Source organism: Micromonospora sp. NPDC049523, from assembly GCF_040676775.1.
In the GTDB taxonomy this organism is placed as follows: Bacteria; Actinomycetota; Actinomycetes; order Mycobacteriales; family Micromonosporaceae; genus Micromonospora_G.
Genome location: NZ_JBFAPP010000001.1, coordinates 491,968 through 513,402, shown reverse-complemented (window position 1 = coordinate 513,402; position 21,435 = coordinate 491,968). Strand labels below are relative to the sequence as shown.

The 21,435-nt window shown below is 69.3% G+C and carries 16 protein-coding genes; 11 read left to right on the top strand and 5 right to left on the bottom strand.

The features are described from left to right. The first annotated feature begins 52 nt into the window (after positions 1-52). The 3 genes from AB0J90_RS02310 (at position 53) to AB0J90_RS02300 (ending at position 8,723) form a co-directional block, all read left to right on the top strand. On the top strand, positions 53-1,354 hold the full coding sequence (locus tag AB0J90_RS02310; protein ID WP_363591282.1) for a low temperature requirement protein A: 1,302 nt from the start codon (positions 53-55) through the stop codon (positions 1,352-1,354). Between the two features lie 274 nt (positions 1,355-1,628). Beyond that, positions 1,629-7,247 (top strand): ThuA domain-containing protein, encoded by a 5,619-nt coding sequence (locus AB0J90_RS02305; RefSeq protein WP_363591280.1) that lies wholly within the window; start codon positions 1,629-1,631, stop codon positions 7,245-7,247. A gap of 177 nt (positions 7,248-7,424) precedes the next feature. Then, a complete protein-coding gene (locus AB0J90_RS02300) occupies positions 7,425-8,723 on the top strand; it encodes a vanadium-dependent haloperoxidase (RefSeq protein WP_363591278.1) in 1,299 nt (432 codons plus the stop codon). A gap of 23 nt (positions 8,724-8,746) precedes the next feature. Here AB0J90_RS02300 and AB0J90_RS02295 read toward each other — a convergent pair whose 3' ends face one another. After that, the gene (locus tag AB0J90_RS02295; RefSeq protein WP_363591276.1) at positions 8,747-9,121 is read right to left on the bottom strand and encodes a hypothetical protein; all 375 of its coding nucleotides are present in this window, start codon (positions 9,119-9,121) and stop codon (positions 8,747-8,749) included. A gap of 253 nt (positions 9,122-9,374) precedes the next feature. Between AB0J90_RS02295 and AB0J90_RS02290 the strand changes: the two genes are divergently transcribed. Continuing rightward, positions 9,375-10,352: an aminoglycoside phosphotransferase gene (locus AB0J90_RS02290; RefSeq protein WP_363591274.1), complete on the top strand. Its 978-nt coding sequence runs from the start codon at positions 9,375-9,377 to the stop codon at positions 10,350-10,352. A gap of 141 nt (positions 10,353-10,493) precedes the next feature. Beyond that, entirely contained in the window at positions 10,494-10,985 is a 492-nt protein-coding gene (locus AB0J90_RS02285) for a GyrI-like domain-containing protein (protein ID WP_363591272.1), read from the top strand. Between the two features lie 257 nt (positions 10,986-11,242). Here AB0J90_RS02285 and AB0J90_RS02280 read toward each other — a convergent pair whose 3' ends face one another. Then, positions 11,243-12,145 (bottom strand): aldo/keto reductase, encoded by a 903-nt coding sequence (locus AB0J90_RS02280; RefSeq protein ID WP_363591270.1) that lies wholly within the window; start codon positions 12,143-12,145, stop codon positions 11,243-11,245. An 87-nt stretch (positions 12,146-12,232) separates the two neighbouring features. Between AB0J90_RS02280 and AB0J90_RS02275 the strand changes: the two genes are divergently transcribed. Together AB0J90_RS02275 and AB0J90_RS02270 are read left to right on the top strand one after the other, a co-directional pair. Next, complete coding sequence (locus tag AB0J90_RS02275) at positions 12,233-12,934, top strand: TetR/AcrR family transcriptional regulator (RefSeq protein ID WP_363591267.1); 702 nt, start codon at positions 12,233-12,235, stop codon at positions 12,932-12,934. 53 nt (positions 12,935-12,987) lie between these two features. Continuing rightward, positions 12,988-13,110: a hypothetical protein gene (locus AB0J90_RS02270; RefSeq protein ID WP_363591265.1), complete on the top strand. Its 123-nt coding sequence runs from the start codon at positions 12,988-12,990 to the stop codon at positions 13,108-13,110. Positions 13,111-13,332: 222 nt separating this feature from the next. Here the strand turns inward: AB0J90_RS02270 and aceB are convergent, their stop codons facing one another. Next, on the bottom strand, positions 13,333-14,946 hold the full coding sequence (aceB, locus tag AB0J90_RS02265; RefSeq protein WP_363591263.1) for a malate synthase A: 1,614 nt from the start codon (positions 14,944-14,946) through the stop codon (positions 13,333-13,335). Next, positions 14,946-16,316 carry an isocitrate lyase gene (gene aceA, locus AB0J90_RS02260; protein WP_363591261.1) on the bottom strand — a complete coding sequence of 457 codons (1,371 nt, stop codon included), beginning with the start codon at positions 16,314-16,316 and terminating at the stop codon, positions 14,946-14,948. Before aceA ends, aceB begins: the two co-directional genes overlap by 1 nt. Positions 16,317-16,580: 264 nt before the next feature. On the opposite strand from aceA, the gene AB0J90_RS02255 reads away from it, so the two are divergent. After that, positions 16,581-18,002, top strand: coding sequence for a short-chain fatty acyl-CoA regulator family protein (locus AB0J90_RS02255; protein ID WP_363591259.1), 1,422 nt, complete (start codon positions 16,581-16,583; stop codon positions 18,000-18,002). Positions 18,003-18,108: 106 nt separating this feature from the next. Further along, positions 18,109-18,894 (top strand): peptidoglycan DD-metalloendopeptidase family protein, encoded by a 786-nt coding sequence (locus AB0J90_RS02250; protein WP_363591257.1) that lies wholly within the window; start codon positions 18,109-18,111, stop codon positions 18,892-18,894. A 90-nt stretch (positions 18,895-18,984) separates the two neighbouring features. Here the strand turns inward: AB0J90_RS02250 and AB0J90_RS02245 are convergent, their stop codons facing one another. After that, positions 18,985-20,139: a magnesium and cobalt transport protein CorA gene (locus tag AB0J90_RS02245; RefSeq protein ID WP_363591255.1), complete on the bottom strand. Its 1,155-nt coding sequence runs from the start codon at positions 20,137-20,139 to the stop codon at positions 18,985-18,987. Positions 20,140-20,286: 147 nt separating this feature from the next. Here AB0J90_RS02245 and AB0J90_RS02240 point away from each other — a divergent pair, with 147 nt between their 5' ends. Beyond that, on the top strand, positions 20,287-20,616 hold the full coding sequence (locus AB0J90_RS02240) for a metalloregulator ArsR/SmtB family transcription factor (RefSeq protein WP_326559146.1): 330 nt from the start codon (positions 20,287-20,289) through the stop codon (positions 20,614-20,616). Next, positions 20,616-21,323: a cation transporter gene (locus tag AB0J90_RS02235; RefSeq protein WP_363591253.1), complete on the top strand. Its 708-nt coding sequence runs from the start codon at positions 20,616-20,618 to the stop codon at positions 21,321-21,323. Before AB0J90_RS02240 ends, AB0J90_RS02235 begins: the two co-directional genes overlap by 1 nt. Positions 21,324-21,435: the final 112 nt, after the last annotated feature.

The following is a 21,435-nucleotide window of genomic DNA, read 5'->3' as shown; positions in this document are numbered from 1 at the left end:
GAGCCCGGTTGCGTTCGTGAGCCCGGGACATGCGTCGCACTGACGGCGCCGGATGGTGAACCGCCGTCGAGGGCTGCTCGGGCAGTTGCGCCGCGCCGGCCCGGGGACCAGGGCGAACAGCCTGGAGGTCTTCTTCGACCTGGTCTTCGTCTTCGTGTTCTTCAGCATCGCCCGGGTCACCAGCGAGAACCTGACCCCGGTCGGCCTCTACCACGGGCTGCTGATCCTGGCCCTGCTCTGGTGGTGCTGGTGCTCGCACATGGTGGTGGCCAACTGGCTCCGGCTCGGCGAGGGGATCGGCCCGCTCGTGGTCTTCCCCGTCATGATCGCCACGTTCACCATCGCCCTGATCATCCCGCAGGCGTTCGTCGGCGACACCAGCGGATTCGACGCCCCGCTGGTGCTGGCCGTCTGCTACCTGGTCGTGCGGGCGTTGCACCTGGTGTTGCACTGGTACTCGGCCCGGGACGATCCGGTGCTGCGCCGGCAGATCCTGCACTACGCGCTGCCGCTGGTCAGCGCCACCACCGTGCTGTTCATCGCCGGCCTGATTCCGTCGGAGTTCCATGGCCTCGACGAGGTGACCTTCCGTACGCTGCTCTGGACCATCGTGGTCGTGATCGAGTACGCCGCCGGCCGGTTCCTCAGCGTCTCCCACTGGGGGCTCGCCTCGGCCGGGCACTGGGTGGAACGGTTCGAGCTGATCATCATCGTCGGGCTCGGCGAGACGATCATCTCGGTCGGGCTCGGCACCAGCCTGACCGACCGTACCGAGACCTGGCCGATGTTCATCGGGACCGCGCTCGGCATCGGCATCACGGCGTCCCTCTGGTGGGCGTACTTCGACATCGTCGCCCCGGCGGCGCACAAGGCCATGCACGGCACCCACGACCTACCCCGGATCCGGTTGGCCCGGGACGCGTACGTCTACCTGCACCTACCCATGATCGCCGCGCTGATCCTGCTGTCCCTCGGCGACAAGGAGCTGATCCACCAGCTCAGCAGCGAACACCTCCCGCTGGACGAACCCCAGCAGGGTCCCGGGGTGTACCTCGCCTACGGCGGAGTCATCCTGTTCCTCCTCGGACACATGGCCTTCCAGGCCCGCATCCTCGGTACGCTCAGCTGGACCCGGGTGGGCGCGGTCGTCCTCCTCGGTGCCCTGATACCGCTGGCCGTCGTGCTCCCCGCGCTGGCGGCGCTCGGGCTGCTCGCGCTGGTGTGTTTCGCCGTCGTGATCAGTGAGGTGGTCATCTTCGCCGACTCGCGGCACGAGCTGCGGGAGTCGGCACTGCAGGAGGCGAAGGTGCACGAGGACCGCGAATCAGAGTGGCGCCGCGACCGCTACGAATAGGCGGCCGACGGCGATGGCGATCGTCCCACTCCGCGGTCTCCAGACATCGGGTCTCTCCGTGCCCCCATGCCCGGCACATGTCCGAAATCTCCAGCTCACACAGGTTGATCCACAGTGGAAGACAAAGATCACGCGACTCTTTGATAGGAGGGGTTGACTCCCCTGAAACCGGCCGGCAAAGTCCGAGCGATATCGAACGGCTCGGCGGCCCTTCGGTGACCCTTCAGGTGCGGCGGCGCGCTCCTCTTACTCCCGACCTCCGGAAGGAGCACCCATGCGCCGACGCATCATCGCGTCCGCCGCCAGTGCTGCCCTTGTCCTGACCTCACTGGTCACCCTCACCCCGCCCGCCACCGCCGCGCCAGCCGCGCCCGCCGCCGCGGAGATCCTGCAGGAGGTGACCCTCGCCAAGGGGCCGGTCGCGATGGGCGAACCGATGGCCTTGACCGTCCTGCCGGACCGTACGGTGCTGCACACCTCGCGCGACGGGCGGATCTTCTCCACCGACGCGCTCGGCAACACGAAGCTCGCCGCGACCATCCCGGTCTACACCCATGACGAGGACGGGTTGCAGGGCATCGCCGCCGACCCCGACTTCGCCACCAACCGGTGGGTGTACGTCTACTACGCCCCGGTGCTCGCCTCCACGCCGGCCGGCGACGCCCCGTCGAACGGCACCGACGCCGACTTCGCCCGCTGGCAGGGGCACAACCAGTTGTCCCGGCTGACCGTACGGGCCGACGGGACGATCGACCTGGCCAGTGAGAAGAAGCTGCTCCAGGTCCCCGTCGACCGGGGGATGTGCTGCCACGTCGGCGGCGACCTCGACTTCGACGCCCAGGGCAACCTCTACCTGACCACGGGAGACGACACCCAGCCGTGGTCGTCCAGCGGGTACACCCCGATCGACGAGCGCGACGGCTTCACCTGGGCCTTCGACGCGCAGCGTACCTCCGGCAACACCAATGACCTGCGCGGCAAGCTGCTGCGCATCCACCCCGAGGACGACGGCAGCTACACCGTGCCGGCCGGCAACCTGTTCGCGCCAGGCACCGTGAAGACCCGCCCCGAGATCTACGCGATGGGCTTTCGCAACCCGTTCCGGATGTCCGTGGACAAGGCCACCGGCGTGGTCTACGTCGGCACGTACGCCGCCGACGCGGAGGTCGCCGACCCGAACCGGGGCGACGGCGGGCACCAGGAGTTCGAGCGGATCACCGGCCCCGGTAACTTCGGCTGGCCGTACTGCCAGGGCTACAACTCGCCCTACAACGACTTCGACTTCGCCACCAACACGTCGGGGCCGAAGTTCGACTGTGCCGCCCCGGTGAACGAGTCACCGCACAACACCGGCCTGACCGAGCTGCCGCCGGCCCAGCCGGCCTGGATCGCGTACGACGGTGGCCTGTCCTCGCCGCTGGGCAACGGCGGCGGCCCGATGGCCGGACCCGTCTACCACTTCGACCCGGCGCTCGACTCGCCGACGAAGCTGCCGGCCAGCTTCGACAACAGGTTCTTCGCCGGGGAGTTCACCCAGGACTGGATCAAGACGATCACCGCCGACGGCGACGGCAGCGCCGGCACGATCACCGACTTCCCGTGGAACCACACCCACATCATGGACCTGGCGATGGGCCCGGAGGGCGCCCTCTACGTGCTGGACTACGGCGCCGGCTGGTTCAACGGCGACGAGAACTCCGCGCTCTACCGGATCGAGACCGCCCCGAACGGCAACCGGGCACCGACCGCGGTCGCCGCGGCCGACAAGACCTCCGGACCCGGACCGCTCACCGTCGCGTTCAGCTCCGCCGGATCGAGCGATCCGGAGGGCGACGCGCTGAGCTACTCGTGGACCTTCGGCGACGGTGGCACCTCGACCTCCGCGAACCCGACCCACACGTACGCGGCCAACGGCACCTACCCGGCGAAGCTGACCGTGCAGGACCCGGCCGGTAACTTCGGCAGCTCGACGGTGAACATCACGGTCGGCAACACCGCACCGACGATCACCATCACCGGACCGGCCGAGGGCTCGGTGTTCAACTTCGGTGACGCGGTGCCGTACCAGGTCACGGTCACCGACCCGGAGGACGGCACGATCGACTGCACCAAGGTCGCGGTCAACTTCGTCCTCGGGCACGACCAGCACGGCCACCCGATGACCAGCGCCACCGGCTGCACCGGGGTGCTCCAGACCACCGCCAACAGCGAGCACGGCCCGGGCGACAACCTGTTCGGTGTGATCGACGCCGCCTACACCGACCGTTCCGGCCTGGCCGGACACGCCCAGGTGGTGCTGCAACCCCGGCACCGCCAGGCGGAGCATTTCGCCGACTCCAGCGGCAACGTGACCATCTACCAGAGCCCGGCGACCGAGGGCGGCTACGTCGGGGCGATCAACAACGGCGAGTGGGTGTCGTTCACCCCGTACAACCTGGTCGGGGTCACCGGGTTCACCGCCCGCGTCTCTTCGGCCAACGCCGGGGGAGTGCTCGAACTGCGTACCGGCTCGGCGACCGGCTCGGTGGTCGCCTCGGCCACCGTGCCCGGCACCGGCGGTTGGGAGAACTTCGTCGACGTGACCGGTACGGTCACCGCCCCGGCCGGCACCGACACGCTGTTCCTGACCTTCGCCGGGGACCCCACCGAGGGCCTGTTCAACGTGGACAGCTTCACCTTCACCGGTGGCGGCAGCGCCAACAGCGACCTGGCCCGGCACCGGCCGGTGACGGCGTCGTCGACCTACGAGGCGTACCGGGTGCCGGGGCTGGCGGTCGACGGTGACGCCAGCACCCGCTGGTCCAGCGAATACACCGACCCGCAGTGGATCAGCGTGGACCTGGGCGCGTCCCACGAGCTGGCGCGGGTCCGGCTGAACTGGGAAACCGCGGCCGCCAAGGCGTACGAGATCCAGATCTCCGAGGACGGCGACACCTGGACCACCGTGCACAGCGCCACGAACGGCAACGGTGGTGTCGACGACATCCAGATCAGCGGCACCGGTCGGTACGTCCGGATGTACGGCACCCAGCGCACCACCGCCTGGGGCTACTCGCTGTTCGACTTCAACGTCTACGGGCCGTCCGAGGAGGAGAACCCGCCGGAGACGTACCAGGTGATGGTCTTCTCCAAGACGGCCGGGTACCGCCACGACTCGGTCGGCGCCGGCATCTCCGCGATCGAACAGCTCGGCCGGGAGAACGGGTTCCGGGTCGACGCCACCGAGGACGCCGGTGCGTTCACCGCCGCCAACCTGGCCCAGTACGAGGCAGTCGTCTTCCTCTCCACCACCGGTGACGCGTTGGACGGCGAGCAGCAGGCGGCGTTCGAAACGTACATCCGGGGTGGCGGTGGCTTCGTCGGCGTGCACGCCGCGGCCGACACCGAGTACGACTGGCCCTGGTACGGCGGCCTCGTCGGAGGCTGGTTCGACTCGCACCCGGCGACCCAGCCGGCCACGGTCCGGTTCGAGGACCGGGCCAACCCGTCGACCTCGCACTTCGCGCCGACCTGGAACCACACCGACGAGTGGTACAACTACCGCACCAACCCGCGCGCCAACGTGAAGGTGCTCGCCACCGTGGACGAGTCGACCTACAGCGGTGGCGGGATGGGCGCGGACCACCCGATCACCTGGTGCCAGGAGTACGACGGCGGCCGGGCCTGGTACACCGGAATGGGCCACACCGTGGAGTCCTTCGCCGAGGAGAACTACACGAAGATGCTGCTCGGCGGCATCCAGTTGGCAGCCGAGCAGGCGGACGCCGACTGCCGGCCGGAGACCGGCTACACCGCCCTGTTCGACGGCACCCAGGCCAGCCTGGACCAGTGGGAGCAGGCCGGTCCGGGCGGTTTCACCCTGGCCGACGGCACGCTCAGCTCGTTCGGCGGCATGGGCCTGCTCTGGTACCCGCAGCGCACGTACGCCAACTACTCGCTGAAGGTCGACTGGATGATGCCGGGCGACGACAACGGCGGGGTGTTCATCGGGTTCCCGGACCCGCAGGGTGACCCGTGGAAGCCGGTCGACGCCGGGCACGAGATCCAGATCGACGCGACCGACAACGACCCGACCCGTACCACCGGCAGTGTCTACAGCTTCAAGGCCCCGGACACCGCGCTGCGCGAAGCCAACCTCAACCCGCCAGGCTCCTGGAACACGTACGACGTTCGGGTGCACGGGCAGCACGTGGAGATCTTCCTCAACGGGGTGAAGATCACCGATTACACCTCCAGCCGCAACATCGCCGACGGGCACTTCGGGGTGCAGAACGACGGCGCCGGACTGGAAATCAACTACCGCAACATCCGGATTCGCACCGACGACTCCCCGACCGGGGAGGACCTGGCCCGGGATCGTCCGGTGACCGCGTCGTCGGTGGAGCCGAACTCGTCGCACCTGCCCGGCAACGCGGTCGACGGCAACCCCTCCACCCGGTGGGCGAGCGAGCACCTGGTCGACCCGCAGTGGCTCAGCGTCGACCTCGGCGCCGAGTACGACTTGAACCGGGTACGCCTCGCCTGGGAGGCGGCGTACGCCGGCGCGTACGAGGTGCAGACCTCGACCGACGGCACCACCTGGACCCGGATCCACGCCACCACCAGCGGTGACGGCGGGGTCGACGACCTCGCGGTCACCGGCACCGGCCGCTACCTGCGGGTGTACGGCACCGCGCGGGCCACCGAATGGGGTTACTCGCTCTACGACGTCAACGTCTACGGCACCCCGGCCGTTGGCGACACCACTGCCCCGACGACCACGGCCGAGGTCGCCGGACCGGGCAGCGCAGGCTGGTACACCGGCACCGCCACTGTCACCCTGACCTCGACCGACGGGGCCGGCGGCAGCGGGGTCGGATCCACCGAATACCAGCTCGACGGCGATCCCGCGTGGACCGTCTACACCACGCCGGTCCCGGTTTCCGGCGACGGCGAGCACGTGCTGCGCTACCGCTCCACCGACCGGGCCGGCAACCTGTCCGCACCCGGCCAGGTCGAGGTGAAGGTCGACGCCACCGCACCGGTCAGCGCCGCGACCTTCGCCCCGGCCAACGACAACGGCTGGCACGCCGGGACCATCCCGGTCACGCTCGCCGCCACCGACGCAGGATCGGGCGCCCAGGGGATCGAATGGTCCCTCGACGGTGGGCCGTGGACGGCGTACTCGACGCCGGTCGACGTGACCGGCGACGGGCAGCACGAGTTGCTCTACCGGGCGAAGGACACGGCCGGGAACGCCGAGACCCTCAAATCCGCGCTGGTGCGGATCGACGGGACGAAGCCGACCGTGATCGTCTCCGGGCTCGCCGACGGCCAGCTCTACGGCGACAGCGGCGAGGTCCGGATCACGTTCCAGGCGGTCGACCCGACCTCCGGCGTCGCCGCCACGGTCGGCGAACTCGACGGTACGCCGTACGCCAGCAACACCCTGCAAGCCCTGTACGACCTCAGCCTGGGCCTGCACGAGCTGACCGTCACCGCCACCGACAAGGCCGGCAACAGCACCACCAGCTCCGTACGGTTCTTCGTCACCACCTCGTTCCGGGACATCCAGCACCTGCTGGACCGGTTCGAGGCGACCAGCCGGCTGTCCGCCAAGGCACACCGCCAGCTCACCAACAAGCTGACCGCGGCCCGTGACTCAGAGGCGGCCGGTAACGACAAGCGGGCGGTTCAGCAGCTCGCCGCCTTCGTCGAGTTGGCCACGGACCCGGCCCTGGTGCCGGACGCCGACGTACGCGGCGTGCTGGTACGCGACACCGACGCGATGATCGTGTCGCTCGGTGGCGTCGCCAGCACCGCCGGAGTGGCCGCGAACGACGGCCGGCAACTGGGCGGCACCGGCCGCCCCGACGGTGACACCAGCAGGATCACCAAGGACGGCAAGCTGTAGTCGATCGTCAGGTGGGGGAGGGGCGCCGGCCCCGGCGGCCTTCCCCCACCGTGTCGTGACCCGTCCGGACGGCCAACCATCGAGGCTCGACGATGCTATGTTCGATTGTCGTCGACTTCGCTTTGTGTGCCGCGCGCTTCGACAGCCAGCATCGACAACCTGCCGACGGGGGAGATCATGAGGAGCCGCAACCGAACACGCCGTACGTTCTGGTCACGCATCATTCCCGCGACCATCGCGGTCGGCTCGTTGGTCGCGTCCACGGCGACCTTCCCAGCAGCCTCCGCCGCGGCCGCGAGCCCCGGCACCGGCCCCAATCCGGTGGTCACCTGGGACGTCAATGCCCAGACGGCGATCTGGGACGTCGCCGCCCAGCAACCGAACGAGCAGGTGCGCAGCTTCGCGATGGTGAGCGGAGCCGTCTACGACGCGGTCAACGCGATCGCCGATACCCCGTACCAGCCCTACCTCGCCGCACCGCGGTCGAGCGGGACCGAGTCGGCGGCCGCTGCCGTGGCGGCCGCCGCCCACGGCGTACTCGCGGCCCTCTTTCCCGATCAGCAGGAGCGGCTTCGGGCACAGTACGACGAGGCTCTCGCCGCGATTCCCGACGGGCGGTCGAAGCAGGGCGGAATCACGATCGGGGCGCGAGCCGCGGCCGCGATGGTCGCCGCACGGCAGGACGACGGCGCGTTCGGGGACCAGCAGTGGCGCAACGGGACAAGACCCGGCCAGTGGCGACCCACGCCGCCGCTGTTCCTGTCCGACGGCGCATGGACCGGACACATGCGGCCGTTCCTCATCCCCAGTGCGTCGAGGTTCCGCACACCCGAGCCGCCCCGACTGACCAGCAGCGCGTACGCCCGCGACTTCGACGAGGTCAAGGAAGTCGGCTCGGCGACGAGCACGGTACGCACCCAGGACCAGACGGAGGCGGCGATCTGGTGGCACGACCGGCGTTCCGCCTCCTGGGAGATCAAGCGACAGCTCGCCACCAGCCAGCGGTTGAACGCCCTGCAAACCGCGCGCTTCTTCGCGATGACCGACCTCATCGTGGCCGACTCCGGAGTGGCGTGCTTCAGCCAGAAGGACTTCTGGAGCTACTGGCGCCCCGTCACGGCGATCCAACTGGCCGACACGGACGGTAACCCGAGGACGGCCGCCGACCCAGGCTGGCAGTCGTTGCTCGTCACGCCCCCGTTCCCCGAGTACCCCTCCGGCCACGCCTGCGGCACCGGTGCGCGGATGTCGCTGTACCGGTACTTCTTCGGCCGAGACGACATCACGTTCAGCGGGTCCAGCGTCGACTCGGGCACCACCAGGCGATTCACCAGCTTCTCGCAAGCGCTCGACGAGCTCATCGGCGCCCGCATCTGGGGCGGCGTCCACTTCCGCACCGCTGACGTCGAGGGGGCGAAACTCGGTGAGGAGGTCTACCGCTACGCGGTCCGGCACCACTTCCGCCCCCTGAGGTGACCGGCTGGCAGAAACTCGTCGTACTATTCGCGGAATTCGTCCTCGGTGCGGCCGTGGTGGGACTGGAACTTCTCGCCCACGGTGTCTGACCGCGCCGGGGCGTCGGCGTCGGCGTACTGCACGCCTGAGCGGGGGTTCTGCGCGAGCCGTCCGAGCATCTCGTTGACATCGAGGGCGTACCACTCGGTGTACCCGCATGCAGCGCATATCCAGACCTCGAAGCGGCCCGCCTCGATGCGCTTTCGCATCTCCCCACCAATCGCCGATCCCGAGGCCAGTCGGGTGACTCCTGGTAGAAGCTTGACGACGTTGCCGCTGTCGGTGTCGGGGATCAGGAACGGGTCGACCTGCCACAGGCGCGGGCACTGACATTTGACGCAACGACGACTCGTACGCATGAGCGCAGGGTAGACGCCGGTCCCGCCGGCGCCCCGTCCGGCCAGTCCGGGTCCTGCCGCTCCAGGAACGCCGAACCCGGGGCGGGTCTGGCGCGGCAAATAGCGCGTGCATCGCGACAGGTGCGGATGGTCGCTCCAGTAGCGATGCGGCCAAGGCGGGCTGCGAGAGCCGTCAGTCGTACGCCGCGGTAACTCGATTGCGCGGCGCTGCTTCGCCGGGCAGCATGGCCGGTCGACCTGACGAGAGGCGACCATGACGCGGACGTTCCTGCGGTCGGATGAGTTACACGACTTGGTGGCGGAGCAGTTCGGCTCCCACAGCCGGCTTACTGGGCTGGACCGGCTGACCGGCGGCAGCAAAAAGGGCGTCTACAGGCTTGGACTCGACGACCAGACAACCGTGATTTTGTACGTGTGGGCAGCGGGCGAGAATTACTGGCCACCGTCGCCGACGGTCCCGGATGACCCGTTCACCGACGCGTCGGGCGCCGAACTGTTCGCCGCCAGCCACGCGGCACTCGCCGCTGCCGGGGTGCGCATCCCGCGTCTGATCATGCTCGACCGCGACGGCCGTTACCTCGACGCCGACATCGCGCTGCTCGAGGACGCCGGCACACTACGGCTGGAGGCGTTACTGGAACGCGATCCCGCCGCAGCCGCCGCGCCGCTGTCTACGCTCGGTGACGCGTTGCGCCGCATGCACACCACCCTCGACCCGCAGTACGGCAAGCTCGCGGCCATCACCCGGGGCCAGGCCTCCCAGACTCGACGCACCGAGGACATCATCGTGGACCGGGCGCTCGGCCACCTTGACGCAGTAGCGGCCCGCGATGCGCGGCTGGCTGATGCGCATCACCGGATCGCCGCCCATGTGTATCACCTCCGTGGCAGGGTGGCGCCACGACAGACATACGCACTGGTGCACGGAGAGCTTGGACCGGATCACGTACTCGTCACGCCGGCCGGCGAACCAGTCATGATCGACTTCGAGGGTTTGACCTACTTCGACGTCGAATGGGAGCACGCCTGGCTGCAGATGCGCTTCGGCGAGGCGTATCCGGCGCTGCGTCCGGTCGATCTCGATCCCCACCGGCTGGAGCTCTACCGGTACGCGCAAGTGCTGTCGCTGATCGAGGGTCCGCTGCGTATCGCGGACACCGACTTCCCCGATCGACGATGGATGCTCGACCTAGCCGAGTGGAACATCATCAAGGCACTCGCCGCAATCTGATGCCTGAGCGACTTGGAGGCATCAGCGATGGCGGTGAACACCCTGTCCTGGCGCGCGTCTCACACGGCTTGACGCTGACCTCGGGAAAGACTGCACTGTGACATCCGGCGGCACGGGCCCCGGCTAGGACTGGAGGCGATCATGGTCGAGATTCGGTTGCGCGATGTGCCCGAGCAGCACGTGGTGACGGAGACGGGCATGGTTGACCAGGCCGGTTTGGAGGCCTGGCTGCCGGGCGCGATGGCACTGGTCGCGGAGCGGGCACGGGCAGCCGGTGGCCTGCTCGGCACCGCGGACTGGCCGTTCCTGGAGCGGTCCGGCCGTCCGGACGAGCCGGTGTTCATCACCATCTACGAGGGCAATCCCAACGAAGGGCCGACGCCGGTCGAGGTCTGCGCGACGGTTGCGACCGGAGGTGATCGCAGCATCCCGGCACACCGCGAGGCGTACGCCCGGATAACGAAATCCCACGTCACCAGCGGAGCGCTCGGCGGGGTGTACGAGGCGATCGAAAAGTGGATCGCGGCCAATGGCCTTGCCGTCGCCCGCGCGCCCCGCGAGACCTACTGGACCGACTTCCCGTCCGCCGCAGCCGACGACGAGGTCTTCGACATCGCCTTTCCGGTGACATGAGGCCAAGGAGCCCGGTCCGCTGACATCGGCGGCTACCTTCGCCCACCAAGTGTCATCAACGCCCTGCCCACCGAACCGGGAGTGGCGAGCCAACCCGCGCGTTGTCTGTGAGCAGATTCGAATGCCATCTGCTGCCGGCGCTGAGCCGCCTCTGGACGCTCGACGAAGCCAGGCGGTGGGGTGCTGGGGTCCGAGGATCCACTGCCTTCGGGAGCTCGGCGGGCGGGTGAGCCGGCTGCCGCCCGCCGAGCGGTTGCCTAGCGGTGGCTTCCGGTCGTGGACCTGAGTGCGTCGAGGGTGGACTGGTGCGGCTGGTCGATGACGGCCTTCGACTCGTCGACGAGGCTGGTCAGGCGGGCTACCTCGGCGTCGGTCAGGTTCTTGGCGACTTCGGTGGCGGCGATGTTGGCGCGTAGGTGGTCGGGGTTGCTCGTGCCGGGGATGACGACCATGGCGGGGGAACGGCGCAGCAGCCAGGCCAGCGCGACCTGGGCTGGCGTGGCGCCGAGGCGCTCCGCGGGGTTGGTCAGCTCGTCATAGCCGGTTAGGCGTCCGGATGCGAGGGGGTAGTAGGGGACGAACATGATGCCCTGCGCCTCGCAGTCGGCGAGGACCTGGACGCCGCTGCGATCGAGCAGGTTGAAGCGGTTCTGCACGGCTGCGATCGGTGTCAGCTTCTGTGCGCGGGCCAGCATCTCCGGTGACGCGCCGGACAGCCCGATGCGGCGGATGAGCCCCTGGTCACGTAGCTCGACGAGCACGCCGAGTGAGTCCTCCAACGGCACCTCGCTCCGCATGGCCGCATAGTCGCCGGCGAGCCGCAGGTACGTCAGCTCGCTCGTCTCCGTGCCCAGGTCTTCGAGGGCCTCGTGGACCTGCTGGCGGATTGTGTCCGGGTGGTCGGTGATGATCCACGACCCAGCCGGTCCACGTCCGGCGCCGACTTTGTTGCCGACGATCGTCCCATCGGGGAATGGCTGCAGGGCTTCCCCGATCAGCCGGTTCACCGTACGCGGACCGTACGCGTTCGCGGTGTCGAAGAACGTGACTCCCAGCTCGACCGCCAGGCGCAGCGTCCGCCGCGCTGATTCCGGGTCGTCCGGCGGCCCCCATACGTTCGGCCCGGCGAGCTGCATGGCGCCATATCCGACACGATTCACTGGCTTCTCCCCGGTGTATCACTGCCACGCCTGTATGCGTAGCACTGTTCGTTCCATTGATACGCCGAATGTCGTAGCATTGCAACCGTGGACGACGCGAAGACCCGTACTCGGCGGCAGATCATCGAGGTGACGGCCGGCATCCTGGAACGGGAGGGCGCTCAGGCGGTCTCCACCCGCTCGGTCGCCGCAGCGGCCGGCATCCGCGCCGCCTCCCTCTACCAGCTCTTCGGTGACAAGGACGGCCTCCTCGCAGCCCTGGCCGTCCACGCCTTCGACCTGTACCTGGCCGAGAAACACACTCTGGTGCAGACCGACGACCCGGTCGACGACATGCGCCGCGGCTGGGACGCACACGTCGACTTCGGCCTGCGCCACCCCGCCTTCTACTTGCTGATGTTCGGCCCTGACCGCCCCGGCCGCCGGCCGCCCGCCGTCGAGCAGGCCCACGAACTCCTGCTGAAGTTCCTCGATCGCATCGCCTCGGCCGGCCGTCTCCGGGTCCCGCCCGACCTCGCCGCCCACCTCTCCGTGGCGGCCGTCACCGGTATCACCCTGTCGCTGATCGGCACGCCTGCGGAGAAGCGCGACCCGGAGATCTCGACGAGAATGCGCGACACCCTCGTCGGCTCCCTGACCAGCGACCCGCCCTCGGCGACGGACCCCGGCCTCGCCTCCCGCGCCCTCGCCCTCGATGCCGCCCTCACCAACGCAGACGAGGCCACCCTCCCGCTCCGTCCGACCGAGACCGCCCTCCTACACGACTGGCTCCGCCAGCTTGCCCGCTGACCCGGACGCTCGTACGGGCACATCCAGCGCGGCCTCGCACTCCTCGCAGGGTGGTGGCAACGCCGGCTTTCAAGGCCGGGCCGGTCGACGAGTGCCGGCTGTTCATCCTGCCCATCGCCCTCGGCGGGGCGAGCCAGGGCTGCCGACCGACATACGCGTTGATCTCCGGCTCGTAGATGAGCGCCGATTCCGAAACGGCGTCGTACAACTCCGCTACCGCACTCTCGGGCACTGAACGACAACCCTTGTCCGTCGCTGCTGGCCGCTGGCGGCTGCCGCGCCGGGGTGGTCGAAGGCAAGGGTATGCCGATCCGCCTCCGACACCCGCTCGACGGGAAGAAGGGCGGAAGGGGAGCACATGCGGGAGTGCTCCCCTTCCGCTGTACGGGCGGATCGTGTTACCGGCTGCGCCGACCAACCAAGTGGGTCGCGTACGCGCTGGTGGTGAAGAACGTCGGCAGGGTTTCGCCGAGCGCTGTGCGTACGAAAATCTCCTCGGCCTCGGCCCACCGGTGCCCGGCGGCGTCGGTGCCGTCCCGGACCGCCGTGACCTCCTCGGCGAGCAGCTTGCGGACCAGTTCCTCGTCCACCGTCCGGCCGTCGGTCAGCCGGGTGCCGGTGTGGATCCACTGCCAGACCTGGCAGCGGGCGATCTCGGCGGTGGCCGCGTCCTCCATCAGGTCGAAGATCGCCACCGCGCCGTTGCCGCCCAGCCAGGCGTCCAGGTAGCGCAGCGCGACGGCGATGTTGTTGCGCAGCCCGGACTCGGTGACGGTGCCGCCGGTGGCGGCGATGTCGAGCAGGTCGGCCGGGCTCACCCGGACCTCGTCGCGGAGCCGGTCGAGCTGGTGTTCCCGCTCGCCGAGCGTCCGGTCGAAGACGTCCCGGCAGATCGGCACCAGCCCCGGATGCGCCACCCACGAGCCGTCGAAACCGTCCGCGGCCTCCCGTTCCTTGTCCTGGCGCACCTTCCCCATCGCGCGGGTGTTGGCATCGGCGTCCCGGCTCGGGATGGAGGCGGCCATCCCGCCGATCGCGTACGCGCCTCGGCGGTGACAGGTCGACACCAGCAGTTCGGTGTACGCGCGCATGAACGGCACGGTCATGCTCACCTGGGCCCGGTCCGGCAGGACGAACTCCGGCCGGGTGCCGAACGTCTTGACCAGGCTGAAGATGTAGTCCCAGCGGCCGGCGTTCAGCCCCGCGCAGTGGTCGCGCAGCTCGTACAGGATCTCGTCCATCTCGAACGCGGCCGTGATCGTCTCGATCAGTACGGTGGCCCGGATCGTCCCGTGCGGCATCCCGAGCAGCCCCTGCGCGCGTACGAACACGTCGTTCCAGAGCCGGGCTTCCAGGTGGCTCTCCAGCTTCGGCAGGTAGAAGTAGGGGCCGCTGCCGCGGTCGAGCTGCCGCTGCCCGCAGTGGAACAGGTAGAGCCCGAAGTCGACCAGGCTCGCCGACACCGGGCGCCCGTCCACGATCACGTGTTTGTCCACCAGGTGCCAGCCGCGCGGCCGGACGACGATCGTCGCCGGGTCCGGCCCGACCCGGTACCGCTTGCCCGTTTCCGCGGTGAAGTCGAGCCGCCCGTCGATCGCATCGCGGAGGTTGAGCTGCCCGCCGACCAGGTTGGACCAGGTGGGTGACAGGGCGTCCTCGAAGTCGGCCAGCCAGACCCGGGCACCGGAGTTGAGCGCGTTGACCGTCATCCGCCGGTCCGGCGGCCCGGTGATCTCGACCCGCCGGTCGGTCAGGCCCGGTGCGGCACCCGCGACCCGCCAACTCCGGTCGGCGCGGATCGACTCGGTCTGCGCCAACCAGCCCAGCGACTCCTCGCCCCGGGCCAGCCGCTCCCGGCGCTGTGCCCTCGCCACCAGCAGCTCGGCCCGCCGACCGGCGAACTCCGCGTCGAGGCGGGCGACGAAGTCCAGCGCCTCCGGGGTGAGGATCTCGTCGTACCGGTCACCGTCCGGCCCGGTGACCGTGATCTGGGAACGCATGGTGGTGGGCATCAGGACACCGCCCCGGTGAACTGTTCCTCCTCGGTCGACCCGCGCAGCGCGACCGTGTCGCTGGTCGGGTTGATCACGGTGCTGACCAGGTCGAAGTAGCCGGTGCCGACCTCACGCTGGTGCCGGGTGGCGGTGTAGCCGTCGGCCTCGGCCGCGAACTCGCGTTCCTGGAGGTCGACGTAGGCCGACATGCCACCGGCGGCGTAGCCGTGCGCCAGCGAGAACATCGAGTGGTTCAGCGCGTGGAAGCCGGCCAGCGTGATGAACTGGAACTTGTACCCCATGTGCCCCAGCTCGCGCTGGAACTTGGCGATCGTCGCGTCGTCGAGGTGCTTACGCCAGTTGAACGACGGCGAGCAGTTGTAGGCGAGCAACTGGTCCGGATACTCGGCCTTGATCGCCTCGGCGAACGTACGGGCCGCGTCCAGGTCCGGAGTGGACGTCTCCATCCAGAGCAGTTCGGCGTGCGGCGCGTACGCCAGACCGCGGGCGATGCACGGGGCCATGCCGGGCCGCACCCGGTAGAACCCCTCCGCCGAGCGCTCACCGGTGAGGAACTCCCGGTCGCGCTCGTCCACGTCGGTGGTGAGCAGGGTCGCCGCGTCGGCGTCCGTACGTGCCATGATCAGGGTCGGCACGTCGGCGACGTCCGCGGCCAGTCGGGCGGCGTTCAGCGTACGGATGTGCTGGCCGGTCGGGATCAGCACCTTGCCGCCCAGATGGCCGCACTTCTTCTCCGAGGCGAGCTGGTCCTCCCAGTGCACCGCCGCCGCGCCCGCCGTGATCATCGCGCTCATCAGCTCGTACGCGTTGAGCACCCCGCCGAAGCCGGCCTCGGCGTCGGCGACGATCGGCACCAACCAGTCAGCCGGCCCGGTCCCGCCGCCCTCGGCGTGCTGGATCCGGTCGGCCCGCAGCAGCGCGTTGTTGATCCGCCGCACCACCGCCGGCACCGAGTTCGCGGGGTAGAGGCTCTGGTCCGGGTAGGTCTGCCCGGCGAGGTTGGCGTCGGCGGCGACCTGCCAGCCGGAGAGGTAGATCGCCTTGAGTCCGGCGGCCACCTGCTGCACGGCCTGGTTGCCGGTCAACGCCCCCAGCGCGGGGACGAAGTCCTCGCTGTGCAGCGACTCCCACAGCCGACGCGCGCCGCGCCGGGCCAGTGTCTGCTCCTCCACCACGCTGCCCCGCAACCGCACCACGTCGTCGGCCGTGTACGTCCGCCGGATGTCCCGCCAGCGCGGGTCCTGTGCCCATCGCCGGGTCAGCTCGGCGGCCGAGGCGGTCCCCGCCGCGCGTGGCTCGTCGCCTGCGTGACCGGCCGCTACGCCGTTGGCCGTACCCGACGTCTTCGTTCCCGTGAACTCGTCCATGCCAACGTCCTTCCATCCCGATTTGCTTGACTCGGCACTGCCTATGGATCGACCGTGACATAGGTGAACGCGCTGGTCGATGGCCCCAATCAGCCAACAGTTGCCAATCTTCGGTGCGGTATTGCAAAGGTTGCGAAGGTACTGTTGGCAAACTGGCAGCCCGGCACGGGGACTGGTAGCCCAGCACGGGACTGGTTCGCCCAGCGCGGGACCGGTAGCCCAGCGTGGGAGAGTCGCAGCGCAACCGGGGGAGGGAGGCCGTCGATGCAGAAGGACGTTGCCGGCGCGCGGCTGCGCAGGCTGCGTGAGGAACGCCGGATGACCCAGGCCGCCTTCGCCCGCCTGCTCGGCATCTCGCCGAGTTACCTCAACCAGATCGAGCACGGCTCCCGACCGCTGACCGTGCCGGTGCTGTTGAGCATCAGCGAGTCGCTCGGCGTCGACGCCGGCTTCTTCGCCACCCACGACACCGCCCGGCTCACCGCCGAGATCCGGGAGGTCTCCTCCGACGACACGCTGCGCATCGACATTCCCACCGAGGAGGCGGCCGAACTCGCCCAGCGAATGCCGCACACCGCGCATGCGCTGGTCACCGTGCACCGCCGTTACCGGCAGCTCGCCGAACAACTGGCCGCGCTGACCGGGGATCGCGAACACGAGATGGGGGAGTTGGGGTCCGGGCCGCACGAGGAGATCCGGGACTACTTCTACCAGCGGCACAACTACATCGCCGAGCTGGACGAGGCGGCCGAGCGGCTCGCCGGGGTGATCGGCATCCGTCCCGGCGACATGCGTCCGGTGCTGGCGCAGCGGTTGGGCATGCACGGCATCCGGGTCCGCGTCGGTGAGCCGGGTTCCGGCGAGAACGACGAACTGCACCGGTACGACCCGAGGACCCAACTGCTGCATCTGTCGGGTTACCTGCGTCCGGGAGCGTTGGCGATCCGGATGGCGACCCAGCTCGCCTTCGCCGAGGTGGGGGAGATCCTCGACGACCTGGTCGACGCGGCCTCGTTGAGCAGCCCGGACTCGGAGACGCTGGCCCGGATCGGGTTGGCCAAGTACTTCGCCGCCGCGCTGATCCTGCCGTACACGGAATTCCATGCCAACGCGGAGGAGTTCCGGTACGACCTGGACCGGCTGGCCACCCACTACGGCATCGGGTACGAGACCGTCTGTCACCGGGTCAGCACGCTGCAACGACCGAGGGCGCGTGGGGTGGCGTTCTCGTTCATCCGGGTCGACCGCGCCGGCAACATGTCCAAACGCCAGTCGGCGACCGGTTTCCACTTTTCCCGTACGGGTGGGACCTGCCCGTTGTGGAACGTCTACGAGGCGTTCGCCGCGCCGGGCCGGATCCTGACCCAGATCGCGGCGATGCCCGACGGCCGGCGTTACTTCTGGATCGCCCGGACCGTCACCCGAGCCCCCGGTCGGTACGGCCGTCCCGGCAAGTCCTTCGCCATCGGTCTCGGCTGCGACCTGCGCCAGGCCGGCCGTCTCGTCTACTCGACCGGGCTGGACCTGGACGACGCCGATGCCGCCGTGCCGATCGGCATCGGCTGCAAGGTCTGCGAGCGCAGCGGTTGTCCGCAGCGGGCGTTCCCACAGATCGGGCGAGGATTGTCGATCGACGAGAACCACAGCACCTTCGCGCCGTACCCGGTGGCCGAACCGGATCGGTGAATCGTCGCTGTTTACCTTTCCGAGATCAATGTCTACCTATGTTGTTCATGATCGCTCTGCCAGGCTGTGACCCCGATCACCAAAGCTTCGGCAGAGGAGAAGTTCGATGCGTAAACGTTTGCTGTCCGCCGTTGGTGCCGTACTGCTGCTGGTGGGGGCGGTGCTTTTGCCCGCCGCGCCGGCCATGGCCGCGCCCAGTTTCAAGGTTCCATTCCCTTGTGGACAGTCGTGGTCCGGGCAGACCCGGAGCGACCACAGCCCGGCGCCCGCGATCGACTTCAACCGTACGAACGACGACGGCGACCCGGTGGTGGCGAGCGCGCCGGGCACCGTGGACGTCCGGACGGATCTCGGCAACACCAGTTACGGCCGCTACATCCGGATCAACCACGGCAGCGGCTACACCACCTACTACGCGCACCTGAGCAGCTTCGCCAGCGGCATCGGCGTCGGTTCGAGCGTCGGCTACGGCACCGTGATCGGGTACGTCGGCACCACCGGCGGCTCGACCGGCCCGCACCTGCACTACGAACAGCGGCTCAACGGCTCGTACGCCCAGGTCCGCTTCAACGGCACCCTCGCCCTCTACTACGGCACCAAGACGTACACCAGCGACAACAACTGCGGTGGTGGCGGCAGCGCCACCGGCACGGTGAACACGTCGGGCATCGACCTCAACGTGCGCTCTGGCCCGGGGACCGGTTATGGCGTGGTGGGTTCGGTCGCCGACGGTGCCCGGGTGACCATCCAGTGCCAGACGACCGGCACCACGGTCACCGGCACGTACGGCACCAGCAACATCTGGGACCGGATCGGCGCCGGCCGGTTCATCTCGGACACGTACGTGCTCACCGGCTACGACGGTTACATCCCCGGCGTACCCCGCTGTTGACGACGGCCCGGTCGGCCCGGCGGGGTCGTGGCGGCGTCGCGACCCTCCTCCGGTCGCGGCGCCGCCGTACGCGGTACCGCGCGAAGCGGCTCACAGCCAGTCGCGGCGCTTGAACACGAGGTAGAGACAGGTGCAGACCAGGGCCATCAGGGCCAGCGCGAACGGGTAGCCGAAGCTCCAGTGCAGTTCCGGGATGTGGTCGAAGTTCATCCCGTAGATGGTGCCGATCAGGGTCGGTGCGAACAGGATCGCCGCCCACGCCGAGATCTTCTTGACCTCCTCGTTTTGCGTGTAGCTGGCCTCGGTCAAGCGCTTGACCTCCTCGTTCTGTGCCTGCGAGACCAGGGTGGCGTTGAGCGTACGGATGTCGGTGAGGATTTGGCGGAAGCCGTCGACCCGTTCGGCGGCGGTGGTGGCGTGGTCGGCCACGTCACCCAGGTAACGCCGCAGCTCCTCGTCGGTGCCGTGCTTGGCGAAACCGGCGGACAGCGCCCGCAGGATGTCCAGCAGTGGTCGGGAGGCCCGCTGGAACTCGATCACCTCGCGGGAGAGTTCGTAGATGCGGCGGGTCACCTTCGGGTCCCCGCCGAAGACCTCCGTCTCGATCTCGTCGATGTCGTGCTGGAGTCCGGCGACCACGGGGGCGTAGCCGTCCACCACCGCGTCGAGGATCGCGTACAGCACCGCCTCGGGACCGCGGCGCAGCAGTTCGGGGTCGTCCTCCATCCGGCGGCGTACCGCACCCATGTCCGGGGCTTCGCCGTGCCGGACGGTGAGGACGAAGTTCGGGCCGACGAACACGTGCAGTTCCCCGAAGTCGACCTCCTCGATGTCGTCGAGGTAGCGGGCGGCGCGCAGCACCACGAACAGGGTTTCGCCGTACCGTTCCAGTTTGGGGCGCTGGTGGGCGACCACGGCGTCCTCGACCGCCAGTTCGTGCAGGCTGAACTCCTCGGCCACCGCCATGAGCTGGGCCTCGGCCGGCCGGTACAGCCCGATCCAGGCCATCGTGCCGGGCTGGCGGCGCAGCAGTTCGCAGGTGCCGGTCACGCTCTGCGGTGCGTCGAGGCGGTGGCCGTCGCGGTAGATGCCGGAGGTGACGACGCTCGCCTCCACCGGTGCCGGTTGGGTGGCGGCCCGGGGGTCCATCGACAGTTCCGGCGGCGACGGCTGCGGGTACCGCTCGTGCGACCGGCGCCAGGCGCGCTTGGCCGGACGTTGGGCGCGGGACCGCCAATCGGACATGCCACGCCTCCGCCCCCGCTGGTCCGAACAAAGCTCGCCTTCCACATTCGCAGAGTTCGCCGACGGCCGGACGGACCCTGGCTTTCCCGAGGTCGGAACTTGATTCAGCGGCTCCTGAATACAGCGGATCGTGTACTATGCCGTTTCATGGAGGCACTGACGTACGGCCAGGTGCTGGCCCGGTTCGGCCATGCCCTGTCCGACCCCACCAGGGCTCGCCTGCTGCTCGCGCTGCGTGACGGACCTGGCTATCCGGCGGACCTGGCGGACCTGCTCGGCGCGACCCGGCAGAACCTCTCCAACCACCTCGCCTGCCTGCGCGGATGTGGCCTGGTCGTGGCCGTGCCGGAGGGCCGCCGGACTCGGTACGAGCTGGCCGATCCCCGCCTGGCCCACGCGCTGGGTGACCTGCTGGGCCTGGTGCTCGCGGTCGACCCGGCGGCCTGTGCGGAATCCGAGAGTCAGGACTGCTGCTGATGGCCACCGCGATCTCCCTCGGGCCGGGGCCGGAACGCGCGGCGGTGCTGACCCGGCGGGTCCGGCTGCTGGTCGCCGCGACCATCACCTACAACGTGATCGAGGCGGTGATCGGGATCGGCGCGGGCATCGCGGCGTCCTCGACCGCGCTGATCGGTTTCGGTCTGGACTCGGTGATCGAGGTGTCCTCCGCAGCGGCCGTGGCGTGGCAGTTCGCGGGTGCCGACCCGCACGCACGGGAGCGGACCGCGCTGCGGTTGATCGCGTGCTCCTTCTACGCCCTCGCCGCGTTCGTGACGGTGGAGGCGGTGCGCGCCCTCGTCGGTGCCGGGGAGGCGGAACACTCGTCGGTGGGGCTGGTGTTGGCGGCGGTTTCGTTGGCCGTGATGCCGTTCCTGTCGTACGCCCAGCGCCGCGCCGGGCGCGAACTCGGCTCGCGGTCGGCGGTCGCGGACTCGAAGCAGACCCTGCTCTGCACATACCTGTCCGCGGTGTTGCTGGTGGGGCTGGCGCTCAACAGCCTGTTCGGGTGGTCCTGGGCGGATCCGGTCGCGGCGCTGGTGATCGCGGCGGTGGCGGTCCGCGAGGGTCGGGCCGCCTGGCGCGGCGACACCTGCTGCACCCCGCTGCCGCCCGCCTCGGGCGGTGTGCGATCGGAGGGCGCGGCGGCAAGTTCGGGCTGCGCCGACGGGTGCTGCTCGTCCTGAAGCTCGTCGGGGCGACCCACCGAGGGCGCGTTCCGATCCCGGTCACCCAATGTAAGGACTCTTTACAGTACGTCGCATCGGTGCCTATCATTCGGCCAGCGTCATTCGCGTT

Bases quoted from the DNA above. Each gene is read 5' to 3' on its own strand.
- AB0J90_RS02255 (WP_363591259.1), top strand. From the start codon at position 16,581: ATGCAGAAGGACGTTGCCGGCGCGCGGCTGCGCAGGCTGCGTGAGGAA.
- aceA (WP_363591261.1), bottom strand. From the start codon at position 16,316: ATGGACGAGTTCACGGGAACGAAGACGTCGGGTACGGCCAACGGCGTA.
- AB0J90_RS02305 (WP_363591280.1), top strand. From the start codon at position 1,629: ATGCGCCGACGCATCATCGCGTCCGCCGCCAGTGCTGCCCTTGTCCTG.
- AB0J90_RS02240 (WP_326559146.1), top strand. From the start codon at position 20,287: ATGGAGGCACTGACGTACGGCCAGGTGCTGGCCCGGTTCGGCCATGCC.
- AB0J90_RS02285 (WP_363591272.1), top strand. From the start codon at position 10,494: ATGGTCGAGATTCGGTTGCGCGATGTGCCCGAGCAGCACGTGGTGACG.
- AB0J90_RS02290 (WP_363591274.1), top strand. From the start codon at position 9,375: ATGACGCGGACGTTCCTGCGGTCGGATGAGTTACACGACTTGGTGGCG.
- AB0J90_RS02295 (WP_363591276.1), bottom strand. From the start codon at position 9,121: ATGCGTACGAGTCGTCGTTGCGTCAAATGTCAGTGCCCGCGCCTGTGG.
- AB0J90_RS02300 (WP_363591278.1), top strand. From the start codon at position 7,425: ATGAGGAGCCGCAACCGAACACGCCGTACGTTCTGGTCACGCATCATT.
- AB0J90_RS02250 (WP_363591257.1), top strand. From the start codon at position 18,109: ATGCGTAAACGTTTGCTGTCCGCCGTTGGTGCCGTACTGCTGCTGGTG.
- AB0J90_RS02235 (WP_363591253.1), top strand. From the start codon at position 20,616: ATGGCCACCGCGATCTCCCTCGGGCCGGGGCCGGAACGCGCGGCGGTG.
- AB0J90_RS02310 (WP_363591282.1), top strand. From the start codon at position 53: ATGGTGAACCGCCGTCGAGGGCTGCTCGGGCAGTTGCGCCGCGCCGGC.
- aceB (WP_363591263.1), bottom strand. From the start codon at position 14,946: ATGCCCACCACCATGCGTTCCCAGATCACGGTCACCGGGCCGGACGGT.
- AB0J90_RS02245 (WP_363591255.1), bottom strand. From the start codon at position 20,139: ATGTCCGATTGGCGGTCCCGCGCCCAACGTCCGGCCAAGCGCGCCTGG.